Origin of the sequence: Roseobacter weihaiensis (genome assembly GCF_020622345.1) — a bacterium.
GTDB lineage: Bacteria > Pseudomonadota > Alphaproteobacteria > Rhodobacterales > Rhodobacteraceae > Roseobacter > Roseobacter weihaiensis.
On sequence record NZ_JACNMO010000010.1, the window covers coordinates 1 to 11,863 of the forward strand.

9 protein-coding genes are annotated in these 11,863 nt (G+C 61.1%); 5 read left to right on the forward strand and 4 right to left on the reverse strand.

What is annotated here, in order from left to right; all coding sequences use genetic code 11:
• The first annotated feature begins 335 nt into the window (after positions 1–335).
• The gene (locus H7847_RS12805) at positions 336–953 is read left to right on the forward strand and encodes a LysE family translocator (RefSeq protein ID WP_227269874.1); all 618 of its coding nucleotides are present in this window, start codon (positions 336–338) and stop codon (positions 951–953) included.
• A 165-nt stretch (positions 954–1,118) separates the two neighbouring features.
• Here H7847_RS12805 and H7847_RS12810 read toward each other — a convergent pair whose 3' ends face one another.
• The 3 genes from H7847_RS12810 to ilvD all read right to left on the reverse strand — a co-directional run bounded on the left by H7847_RS12810 (position 1,119) and on the right by ilvD (position 4,134).
• Positions 1,119–1,493, reverse strand: coding sequence for a hypothetical protein (locus tag H7847_RS12810; protein WP_227269875.1), 375 nt, complete (start codon positions 1,491–1,493; stop codon positions 1,119–1,121).
• A gap of 12 nt (positions 1,494–1,505) precedes the next feature.
• Entirely contained in the window at positions 1,506–2,279 is a 774-nt protein-coding gene (locus tag H7847_RS12815) for a DUF6478 family protein (protein WP_227269876.1), read from the reverse strand.
• Positions 2,280–2,400: 121 nt separating this feature from the next.
• A complete protein-coding gene (ilvD, locus tag H7847_RS12820; RefSeq protein WP_227269877.1) occupies positions 2,401–4,134 on the reverse strand; it encodes a dihydroxy-acid dehydratase in 1,734 nt (577 codons plus the stop codon).
• Positions 4,135–4,341: 207 nt separating this feature from the next.
• Here ilvD and H7847_RS12825 point away from each other — a divergent pair, with 207 nt between their 5' ends.
• From H7847_RS12825 to H7847_RS12840, 4 genes are all read left to right on the forward strand, one after another.
• The gene (locus H7847_RS12825) at positions 4,342–7,461 is read left to right on the forward strand and encodes an ABC transporter transmembrane domain-containing protein (RefSeq protein ID WP_227269878.1); all 3,120 of its coding nucleotides are present in this window, start codon (positions 4,342–4,344) and stop codon (positions 7,459–7,461) included.
• Positions 7,462–7,538: 77 nt separating this feature from the next.
• Complete coding sequence (locus tag H7847_RS12830) at positions 7,539–8,372, forward strand: CPBP family intramembrane glutamic endopeptidase (RefSeq protein WP_227270048.1); 834 nt, start codon at positions 7,539–7,541, stop codon at positions 8,370–8,372.
• A 58-nt stretch (positions 8,373–8,430) separates the two neighbouring features.
• Positions 8,431–9,384: an acetyl-CoA carboxylase, carboxyltransferase subunit beta gene (gene accD / locus H7847_RS12835; RefSeq protein ID WP_227269879.1), complete on the forward strand. Its 954-nt coding sequence runs from the start codon at positions 8,431–8,433 to the stop codon at positions 9,382–9,384.
• The gene (locus tag H7847_RS12840; protein WP_227269880.1) at positions 9,381–10,655 is read left to right on the forward strand and encodes a bifunctional folylpolyglutamate synthase/dihydrofolate synthase; all 1,275 of its coding nucleotides are present in this window, start codon (positions 9,381–9,383) and stop codon (positions 10,653–10,655) included. Before accD ends, H7847_RS12840 begins: the two co-directional genes overlap by 4 nt.
• Before the next feature lie 48 nt (positions 10,656–10,703).
• On the opposite strand, the gene zapE is transcribed toward H7847_RS12840, so the two are convergent.
• Positions 10,704–11,762 (reverse strand): cell division protein ZapE, encoded by a 1,059-nt coding sequence (zapE, locus tag H7847_RS12845; RefSeq protein WP_227269881.1) that lies wholly within the window; start codon positions 11,760–11,762, stop codon positions 10,704–10,706.
• Between the last annotated feature and the right edge of the window lie 101 nt (positions 11,763–11,863).

Below are 11,863 nucleotides of genomic sequence, written 5' to 3' on the forward strand. Positions count from 1 at the left end.
AAGACGTGCTTGCCATCGGCATCAATCACGCAAACGGCCACAGATCGTAGCGACACGTCCAAACCCACATAGTAATCCATCTCGTTCTCCTCAGGTTGCAGTAATCACCGCAACTCTATCGAGAACCCAACCCAGCCATCAGGCCAGCCCGATTACTCATGCTATGTCCCGCGATCCGGACCTTTCTTATGTAGACCGGTGTAACAGTGGGGTCCGATGCCGCGCCCATGTAGCCCGCTCTCGGGCGTTCGGTCCGGGCTTGCAATTTTTCCGCCTGGCCGCGAAAGTCTCTCTCGTTTGAAACCCGCGCGACGCTGAAAAAGGAAAATCGCAGAATGATTGACTGGCTGATCTTTATCCCGGCTTGCTTTGCGCTCAATCTCGCATTTGGTCCGAATAACCTGTTGTCGATGACAAACGGCGCGAGATCGGGGGTCACCTTCGCGCAAAGGGCCGCAATGGGACGTCTCTTGGTATTTGTTCCGATGATCGCCGTCAGTGCGCTGGGTTTGGGTGTTATCCTGACCACATCGGCATTCGTGTTCAGCGTCGTGAAGGTTATCGGTGCCGCGTATCTGATCTGGCTGGGTGTTTCTTTGTGGCGCAGTGCCAGAATTCTGGAGACGGATGGGATCGGCGCGGCGCCTTCCACTTTGGCAGGGGCGTTCCGGTCTGAAGCTCTGGTTGCCATCAGCAACCCCAAAGCCATCCTGATTTTTGCAGCATTCTTTCCGCAGTTTGTCGTTGTCGAAAGCTATTGGCAGAGCTACGCGATGCTTGGTGCCGCATTTCTGCTGATGGAGGCCTTGGCCATTTTTGCATATGCAGCCCTTGGAAAGTTTGCGTCTGCATTTGCGTCGAAAGGGTTGCCGACCCTGCAACGGGTTTCCGGTTGCACGATGTGTCTGTTCGGCGCGTTGCTGCTCGTCAGTCCCCAGCCAGCCCGGTCTTAGGAACCTATGAGCCTCGCCAACAAAAGAGCAGCTTTGCGCCCTCTTTTTGGCGCTTGAGACCCGCCGGCAGACGACCGGATGATGGAAACCAGCCTCGCGCCCGGCATCCTGTATTGACGCCGCGCTATTTCGACCGCCTTCGCGACATCCTCCGGAAGGGTTTTTCTATTCGGCTTCTGTTTCAAGGCAATGGCGGCGAAAGGCCCGTTTCAGCATGTCCAGTTCCGCGCGCAAGAGATCAACCTCGGCGCGCAGGTCATCTGCGAGCGTGTCGCCTGCCAGAAGCGTGATCTTATCCAGCGTGGCCCCGCTTGACGTGTCCGTAATGAGCAGGGTCTGAATGCCGTCCGAAATCGCCTCCGCCGGGATCGGAATTGTGAGCACCCAGGCGCCGTTCTCTTTGGTGGGCAAAAGGGTGACCCCCTCCACCGCCTTGTCGAGATGGGTCACCGAAAGGGCAGGCGTTGCAGCCGCCCCCAGCACCAGCCCCTCCCAGATACCGGCGCGCAGTGTGGTCTTGGTCAGCGTCAGGTCGGACATTGGTGATGGTTCCTATAGTTGCGCGCGGGGGCGGCGGCTGAAGGTCAGGTCCTGCACTGTGATCCGGTTCATCCTCGGATTGTCAAAGATCAGATCAACCCAGGCCTTCTCCAGCCGCGCTTCCTTCACATTGGCGTAGGCCAGGTCAAATTCGACGCTTGCCTCTTTCGCGTCAAAGGGAAACTCGCGCACGATCTGCTCTGTATTCGGGCCATGGCGGAGGTTCAGGCGGACAAAGACCTGAACGGGTCTGTCGACGTCAAGGACGTTACTGACCCGCAGGATATGGTTGCGGTTCAACCCGGTCACGGCCTCTTGCGGCAAATCGAGGACGCATGACAGGAAAGACCCGCCAAATTCGAATACATCAAGCCTGATGGCCCAAGCGGCCATGGAGTGGTCGTGTGGGTTGCTGATCTGGCGCAGCGCGATCTCCGATCGGGGGCAGTCGTGAAAGAGGGTGATCTCCTCCCCCACCCGCGTCCTGTTTTCGACAGAGGCCATCCCGCGCACAGGCAGGGGCACACACCATATCCGCGGCCGCCACGCCCAATCTGAATTTGGCGGTGTCGGGATGTCCGTTTGACCGGAAACCGGGGCCGCGAGCCGCGCGTCGGCGACTTGGATCAGCCGGTCAAGCTGGGCGCGCAGCAGGCGCGCTTGCACGCGTTGGCGGCGCAGAGCACCGAGTTTTGCGGTGCTGGCGCCCCGCGCCGATGCGGTCCAGCGCTTTACCGCGCGGCGAAGGAGCGCTGTATCCCAGAATGTTTCACCGCTTTTCCCCATATGCCCGGACAGCCCTTTATGCGCGTTGGTATCTTATCTGAGACAAGCGTTACGGCCCCCTAAACCGATAGGGTTCATCGGGTGTGCCTTCGCGCGGCACGCCGCACGAAGGCTGCCGGTGTCACAGCTCCATGTAGTCGTGGCCTTCCTTTGTCCCACCGGGGTGGGTGACCGCACCAAGGTATGTGGGGCCGACCAGCTGCGCGTATTTCCACAGCGCTCCCGCCCCGTAGATTGTCGGGCGGGCCCCGGCCCAGTCCTTCTTGCGCTCCGCCATCTCCGCATCCGAGACATCGACGCTGATGGTGCCTTCCAGCGCGTTAAGCGTTATCATGTCACCATTCTTGAGCAGTGCGATGGGCCCCCCGTGGGCCGCTTCTGGGCCTACATGGCCCACGCAGAACCCCCGCGTCGCGCCCGAGAACCGGCCATCGGTGATCAGCGCGACCTTCTTGCCCATTCCCTGACCGGACAGGGCCGCCGTGGTGGCCAGCATCTCGCGCATGCCGGGGCCGCCTGCGGGACCCTCGTTGCGGATGACAAAGACATCGCCTTCCTCGTAGGTGCGGTTCTGGACCGCTTCAAAGGCATCCTGTTCGCATTCGAACACCCGCGCAGGTCCGGTAAAGAGCAGATGCTGTGGCTCCATCCCGGCGATTTTCACAATCGCGCCTTCGGGGGCTAGGTTGCCTTTGAGACCCACCACGCCGCCGGTTTTGCTGAGCGGTGTCTCGACAGGGTAGATGACGCGGCCATCCGCCTCGAGGGTGACCTTGTCGATTTCCTCGCCGATGGAATAGCCTGTCACGGTCATGCAGTCTTCGTGGATCAGACCCGCCTTGCGTAGCTCTTTCATCACGACGGGCACGCCGCCCACTTCGTACATGTCCTTGGCCACGTACTGGCCGCCGGGTTTGAGATCGACGAAATAGGGTGTGTCGCGGAAAATCTCGCAGACGTCTTCAAGGAAGAAGTCGATCCCGGCTTCATGCGCCATGGCGGGCAGGTGGAGCCCTGCGTTGGTCGACCCGCCGGTGCAGGCGACGATCCGGGCAGCATTTTCCAGCGATTGGCGGGTGACGATATCGCGCGCACGGATGTTTTTCTCGATCAGGTGCATGACCGCTGCCCCGGAGGCTTCTGCGTAGGCGTCGCGACTTTCATAAGGGGCCGGTGCGCCGGCAGAGTTGGGCAGCGCCAGACCGATCGCCTCGGAGACACAGGCCATGGTGTTGGCGGTGAACTGCCCGCCACATGCCCCGGCAGAAGGACAGGCGACGGCTTCGAGTTTTTCCAGCTCGCAGGTGGTCATATTGCCGGCCTGATGCTGGCCCACGGCCTCAAAGACGTCCTGAACGGTTACATCCTTGCCATTGAGACGCCCCGGCAAAATCGATCCGCCATAAAGGAACACCGACGGCACGTTCAGCCGGATCATCGCCATCATCATGCCCGGAAGGGATTTGTCGCAGCCCGCAAGGCCCACCAGCGCGTCATAGCAGTGCCCGCGCATCGTCAGCTCGACGGTATCGGCAATCGCCTCCCGCGACGCGAGCGACGACCGCATGCCCTCGTGCCCCATGGCGATGCCATCGGTGACGGTGATGGTGGTGAATTCGCGCGGCGTGCCGCTTTCGCGTTTCACGCCCATCTTGACGGCCTGCGCCTGTCGGTTGAGGGCGATGTTGCAGGGTGCGGCCTCGTTCCAGCAGGTGGCCACACCGACAAGCGGTTGGTGGATTTGTTCGTCCGTCATGCCCATCGCATAGTAGTAGGACCGGTGCGGCGCACGTGCGGGCCCTTCGGTGACGTGGCGGCTGGGCAGCTTGGATTTGTCAAAGCGCTGGCTGGACATGAGATATCTCTCCCTTGGATCAGTGCATTGGAGATACCCAACCCCCCTGATGGCTGCAAGGCTCAAGCGTGCGCCAGTGCCGCCGTTCTTACCGTTTGTGCGCTTGTATTGGGAAATGCGCAGCCCTAAGTTGAGGGTCAGGCAAATTCTGCCCACGTCCTGCGGGTCCAGTCGGCCTGTCCTCAGGCAAGTATTGAAAGCCGGTTTATGGAACCCTCGTTATTTTCTTTCATCTGGAAGCACTCCAAGCGGGACCAGATTTTCCTGCTGTGCTTTACCGTGTTCACGTTTCCCTTCCTCTACGCGACGCTTGAGCTTCCCAAGCGTATCATCAACGATGCCATCGGCGCGCAGACCGAGATGGTCGATGTGTGGGGCGTGGACGTCACGCAGATTGAGCTGCTGATGATCCTGTGCGGGTGCTATCTGGGGGCGGTGCTGTTGCACGGCCTTCTCAAGATGCGTCTCAACACCATGAAGGGGATATTGGCGGAGCGTCTGCTGCGCCGGTTCCGGTTTCAGCTGCTGGGGCGCATGATGCGTTTTCCGCATGCCTATTTCCGGTCCACGAGCCAGGGTGAGCTGGTGTCGATGGTCACCTCTGAGGCCGAACCCATGGGTGGCCTGATGGGGGATGCCGTGGCGCAGCCGGTTTTTCAGGCCGGTCAGATGCTCATCATCGTGGTGTTTCTCTTTGCGCAAAGCGTCTGGTTCGGGTTGGCGGGTATTGCGCTCATTCCGTTGCAGGCCTGGCTCATTCCGATGCTGCAGCGACAGATCAACCAGCTCAACAAAAGGCGGATCGTGCAGGTCCGCCACTTTGCCGCCGAGATCGGCGAGACCGCCGCGGGCATTACCGACCTGCGCACCAATGGCGGATGGCGCTACCGGCTGGCGGCGTTTACCGACAGGTTGGGGCGGCTCTTTGATATCCGGTTCCAGATCTATCAGAAAAAGTTTTTTATGAAGTTTCTCAATAACTTCATTACCCAGCTTACACCGTTCTTTTTCTATTCTGTCGGCGGCCTGCTTGCCATTCGTGGCGATATCACCGTGGGCGCGCTGGTTGCGGCTCTGGCAGCTTACAAGGATCTCAGCTCTCCCTGGAAAGAGCTTTTGACCTATTACAACCAGGTGCAGGACATGTCGTTGCGCTGGGAAATCGTGACCGAACGCTTTGCCCCCCGAGGTATGATCGAGGAACGGTTGTTTGAGGGTGAGCCGGAAGAGATGCCGCATCTTGACGGGGCGATCTCGATCAAGAACGTCACGGTGCGCAACAGCGATGGCAACGCTGTTCTGGAAAACATCAACCTTGAGATCCCGGCAGGCGCGCGCGTGGCCGTCAAGGCCAGCAGCCAGACCGAACGGGAGGCCTTTGCGGAGCTGTTGACGCGCGAGGTCGTCCCGGCGCGCGGCGATATCACCATCGCCGGGCGGCAGCTGAACGATCTGCATCAATCGGTGATCGCGGCCCGCATCGGGTACGCGCATTCGCGACCCTACCTTTTCGATGGCACATTGGGGGACAACCTCTTTATGCCTCTCAAGGCGAGCCCGAAGACGGTCTTGTGGGACCCTGACAAAAAGGACCGCTGGACGCTGGAGGCGGAGCGCTCCGGCAACAGCCTCGACAGTACGCGTGCCGAGTGGCTGGACCCGGACCTTGCAGGGCTGACCAACGACGAGGAAGTGCGCGGCTGGTGGTTCAATCTGGTCGAGGCGATGGGCACGGATGACATCATGTTTCGCCGGATGCTTGGCGCTTTCATGGACCCTGAACGGCATAAGGAACTGGCTAAACGGCTCGTCAAGCTGCGCGATGAAGTGCACCAGAAACTTGAAGAGCGCGGTCTTGCGGCGTTGATAAACCGCTTTGACCCCGATGAATTCAACCCTTCCATTCCACTGGGCGGCAACCTGATGTTTGCCTCGCCCAAGCGCTACATCACGCAGGAGGGTCTGGCGGCCGAGACCGGTTTTCTCGCGCTGATCTCTGAACTGGGCCTGGCAGAGCAGGGCATCGCCATCTCACAGACGCTGATCGAAACGCTGCACCAGACCTTTGGCATGGACGGCACGAAACATCCGCTGTTTACAGCGCTGGGGATCGACGAAGAGCTTTACGAGCGGCTGGTGGATATCGCCACGCGTCGCCAGGATAAGGGCGATCAGGCGATCAGCGAAGAGGAATTCGCGTTGCTTCTGACCGTCCCCTTTGCTTTCACGGCAGAGCAGATCGGCCCCGGTTTCCCTGAAAGCTTCAAGCAGGAAATTCTTGAAATCCGGAAATTGAAAAGCGAGGAAATGCGCAACCGGATGAAAGACCTCTTTGTGCCGGTGTCGCCTGAAAACTACCTGCCGCGCCTGACGCTGATGGAGAATGTGCTCTATGGCCGGGTTTCGGCCATGGCGGGGGTGCAGGGCGAGTTGATCGAGGATCTGGTCGCTGAAATCCTGGAGGAGAACGGGCTGAAACGTCTGGTTGCCGAGACGATCCTGGATGTACCGACCGGGCTTGGCGGTTCGAACCTGGCAAGCATCTTTCAGGAGCGCGCAGCCTTCAGTCGGGCAGGCATCAAAAGACCCGACATCATGATCCTCGATACCGTTCTGGCCAGCCATGACGCCGTCTCACGCAAACGCACACGGAGCAGGTTGCAGGAACTGCTGCCAAAAACCACGATGATCTTTATCGAGGATAAATTCGAGAACCCGCAGTCCTACGACATTTATGTCGAGATCAAGAACGGCCGGATCGATGGCACCTCCGAGATTGATGAAATGGATGAGGGCGCGTCCGGGTCCGACGATCTGCGGCGCAAGATTCGGGTCATTTCGCGCACTGAGCTTTTTGCCGATCTCGACGCGCGCAGCCAACGCCTGCTGGCCTTTGCCGCACAGTGGTACGAAGCGCCAAAGGGCAAGCAGGTCTTTGCGCAGGGAGAGCGGGCGGATGCGGCATACCTGTGCCTCTCGGGAAGTGCGATGATGAGCTATGTGGACAACGAGGGCGTGCGCCGGGATGTGACCATCGTGGAGCCGGGGCGGCTGATTGGTGATCTGGCGATCATTCTGGATGAGCCGCGACAGCTTGACCTGATCGCCCAGGAAGACAGCCAGTTCCTGCGCATCGGAGCGGAGCAGTTCAGGGCCGTGATCGGCGATGATCCGCAGGTGTTGATGAGCCTGCTGCAAACCGTGGCCAGCCATCTGTCTGGTGCGGCCGAGATCATGCGGGACGCGGGTGTGAGTATCCGCGAATACGAGGAAGAACAGGAAGCCGCCGCCAAATTGGCGCGCGAAACGGCCCATTCGGGCGAATAGGGAAACCCGGCGTGCTGAACCTTTCCGCATATGTGGCGCATAACGCGCTGGTAGAGCCCGCACGCGCAAAGGCGCAGATGTGGCGTCTGGTGATCGGCGTGATCCTGATTGCCGGGGTGTTTTTGCTGATAAACCAGTTCCTGCACCAGACGCTCTTTACCTTTCTGGGCGCTCAGACCTACGCCGCGCTGACGGGGGCCGACGGCAGTATTTCGCAGATCTCGATGGTGTTTCTGCTGTTCTCTTTCGGGGTGCTCACACTGGGTGTGGGCGTGGCGCTCAAGGTGGCGCATGCGCGGGGGCTGGGGGAGGTGCTGGGCAACTGGCAGCTCTGTCGGCAGCAATTCTGGGCGGTGCTGACGATCCTTTTTCTGCTCAACGTCGTGGTGCTGGTCTTGCCGCCCTGGGATCTGGGCGCGCCGCTGGTGCGGAATGTGCAGACCGTGCCGTGGCTCATCATGCTGCCCTTTGCGCTGTTGGCCATCATGGTCCAGGTCAGCGCCGAGGAGATTCTGTTTCGGGGCTATCTGCAACAGCAACTGGCGGCGCGGTTCAGATCACCGCTGGTGTGGCTGCTGGTGCCCTCGATCCTGTTCGGCTGGGGGCACTACAGGCCAGAAGAGGCGGGCGAAAACGCGCAGCTCATTGTGCTCTGGTCGCTGGCTTTTGGCGTGCTGATGGCCGATCTGACCGCCCGTGCAGGGACCCTGGGACCCGCGATTGCGGTGCATTTCATGAACAACGTTGTGGCAATCCTTTTCATCTCGATGCCGGATAGCCTGTCGGGCCTGTCGCTCTATCTCAGCCCTTTCACGATGGCGGATACACAAGAGGTCCGGGCCTGGCTGCCGGTGGACTTCGCGATGATGGTGGTCAGCTGGCTTGCGGCGCGGCTGGCCCTGCGCCGCTGATTGCACTTTCGCCGGGACCCGATTATCTAGAGCGTGAGCATGCCGGAGGGGCGGAGTAATGAACTGGATCACCAACTACGTCCGGCCACGGATCAATTCGATCTTTTCGCGCCGGGAAACCCCGGATAACCTTTGGACCAAGTGCCCAGAATGCGGCACCATGCTGTTTCACCGTGAAGTGTCGGATAATCTGAACGTCTGCACAAACTGTGACCACCACATGCATATCACCCCGCGTGACCGCTTCATCGCGCTGTTCGACGGGGGCACGTTCACCGAAGTTGCGGTGACTGCACCAGAGCCTGATCCGCTGAACTTTCGCGACCAGAAACGCTATCCGGACCGGTTGCGCGCGGCACAGAAAGAGACCGCAGAGGCGGAGGCGATGTTGGTCGCGCGGGGTGATCTGGGGCGCACACCCATTGTGGCGGCAGCGCAGGATTTCTCTTTCATGGCCGGATCCATGGGCATGTATGTCGGCAATGCGATCATTGCGGCCGCGCGCGAGGCGGTGAAGCTCAAGCGTCCTCTGATCCTGTTCTCTGCGGCGGGTGGGGCGCGGATGCAGGAAGGCATCCTGAGCCTGATGCAGATGCCGCGCACGACCGTGGCGTTGCAGATGCTCAAAGAAGCGGGCCTGCCCTATATCGTCGTGCTGACCCACCCCACGACCGGCGGTGTCACGGCAAGCTATGCGATGCTGGGGGATGTTCATATTGCGGAACCCAACGCGCTGATCTGTTTTGCCGGCCCCAGGGTGATCGAACAGACCATTCGCGAAAAGCTGCCTGAAGGCTTCCAGCGGGCGGAATACCTGCTGGATCACGGCATGCTGGACCGGGTGACGCACCGGCTCAAGATGCGCGACGAGCTGATCACGATCACGCGGATGCTGCTGAACCTGCCGCCTGCGGTCCGGGCGGATTTGCCACCACCGGATAAAACGGCGGAGGCTGCCGAGGCCGTGCTGGAAGAAGCCGCAGACCCCGCCCCGGATGCCTCCGACAAATGACCTCCACCACATCGGACGCCATTCTGGACCGGATGATGGCGCTGCACCCAAAGGTTATCGACCTGACGCTCGACCGGGTCTGGCGCTTGCTCGAGGCGTTGGGCAATCCGCAGAATGACCTGCCGCCCGTGATCCACATTGCCGGGACCAACGGCAAAGGCTCCACGCAGGCGATGATCCGCGCGGGGGTTGAGGCCGCAGGCAAGACGGTGCACGCCTATACCAGCCCGCATCTCGCGCGGTTTCATGAGCGGATCCGCATCGCAGGCAGCCTGATTTCGGAGCCCGACCTCACCGCTGTGTTGGATGAATGTTATGCGGCAAACAAGGGCGCGGATATCACCTATTTCGAGATCACGACCTGTGCGGCGTTGCTGGCTTTTGCCCGGACGCCGGCAGATTACACATTGCTTGAGGTGGGTCTGGGGGGCCGGCTTGATGCGACCAATGTGATCGCCCGGCCCGCCATGACCGTGATTACGCCGGTGTCAATGGATCACGAACAGTTCCTGGGCGATACCATCGCCAAGATCGCCTTTGAAAAGGCCGGGATCATCAAGCGCGGCGTGCCCTGCGTCGTGTCGGGGCAAGACCCAGAAGGGCTGGAGGTGATCGAGGAGGTGGCGGCGCGTTGCGCGGCCCCGTTGCTGGCTTATGGCCAACAGTGGCACGTGGGACCCGACCGGGATCGCATGAGCTATCAGGATGAGACCGGCTTGCTCGATCTGCCACGGCCGAACCTGCCGGGCGCGCATCAGATCATGAATGCAGGTGCGGCGCTGACGGTTCTGCGCCAATTGGGCTTTGGGGCCGCGGCCTGCGAGGCGGCGGTCACCGACGCTTTCTGGCCTGCGCGGATGCAGCGGCTGTCCTCCGGCCCGCTTGCCGACAGTGCGCCGCAGGCGGAGATCTGGCTCGACGGGGGGCATAACCCGGCCGCAGGCGTGGCGCTGGCCGCACATCTGTCCGGCTTGCCCGCCCGGCCGACGTATCTGATCTGCGGGATGCTCAAGACCAAGGATATCAGCGGCTACCTGACCCCACTGGCTGATGTGGCAGACAGCCTGACCGCCGTGTCCATTCCCGGAGAGGCGAGCACATTGCCCGCCGAGGTGACCGCAGAGGCGGCCCGACAGGCCGGGTTTCAGGCGCAGGAGGCCTCAAGTGTGACCACGGCCCTCGCGGAGATCGTCCGGCAAACGCCCCATGCGCGTGTTCTGATTTGCGGCTCGCTCTATCTGGCCGGGGCGGTTTTGCGCGACAGCGCTTGAGGCCGCACATCCGTCTGAGGTTGAGTCCGGGCCAGAGCCGGCGCAGGGTCAGGCCCCCCAACCCTCCGCCTGCATTTCCCGCAGGCGGGACGCGGTACGCTCGAACTCAAAGGTCCCTTCGCCCTCAAGATAGAGCATCTCCGGCTTGGCCGCGGCAGAGCAGATCAGCCGCACCCGTGCCTCATAGAGCGCATCAATCAGCGTCACGAAACGCTTGGCCTCATTGAAGTTGGAGCGCGACAGCGTCGGGATGCCGTCGATCATCAGCACCTTGACCGTCTCGGCCAGCGCCAGATAGTCCGCCGGGCCCAGCGCCTTGCCGCAGAGCCGGTGAAATCCGGCCCGCGCGACACCGTTGCGAAAGGCGGGGATTTCAACCTCGCGCCCCTTGACCTTGAGGATCAGCGGTGCGCCCGGTCCCCCGGCAAGATCATCCCAGACCGTATCCATGGCCTGGCGGGCCGTGACATTCACCGGTGTGAAATAGACCTGCTGGCCCCCCAGGCGGTCCTGGCGGTAATCGGTCGGGCTCACAAGCTCATGCACCACCATCCGCTCCTTGATGAGCGCGATGAAGGGCAAAAAGAGATCGCGGTTCAGGCCGTTCTTGTAAAGATCATCCGGCATCCGATTGGAGGTCGTGATGACCACAACACCGGCCGCGAACAGCGCCTCGAACAGACGCCCGACGATCATCGCATCGGTGATGTCGGTGATCTGCATCTCATCAAACGCCAGCAGTCGCACATCGGCGGCCACATCCGCGGCAACGGGTGCTATGGCGTCCTCGACACCGGTCTTGCGCACCTCGTGGATGGCCGCATGGATCTCCTGCATGAAGGCGTGAAAATGCACGCGCCGGGCCGGGATGCCGTCAAGATGCTGCACGAAGAGATCCATCAGCATGGATTTGCCGCGCCCGACCCCGCCCCAGAAATAGACACCTTTCGGTGGTTCCGGCGTTTTGCGGAACAACCCCTTTTTGACCGGTTGCAGCAGCGCGTCATGCACGCGTTCGAACTCCGGCAGGGCGGCGATCTGGGCAGGATCCGCCTTGAGCGTCCCGTCCTGCGCCAACTGCATGTAATGCTCGGTCAAACTTGCCATAGGCCCCAATAACTTCTGATCTGACCCGAGGAAAGACCCCGGCGATATCAAGAAAAGTGATGGGGGCGTAAAAACTCCTGAATTGACCGCTGCGGGAACCC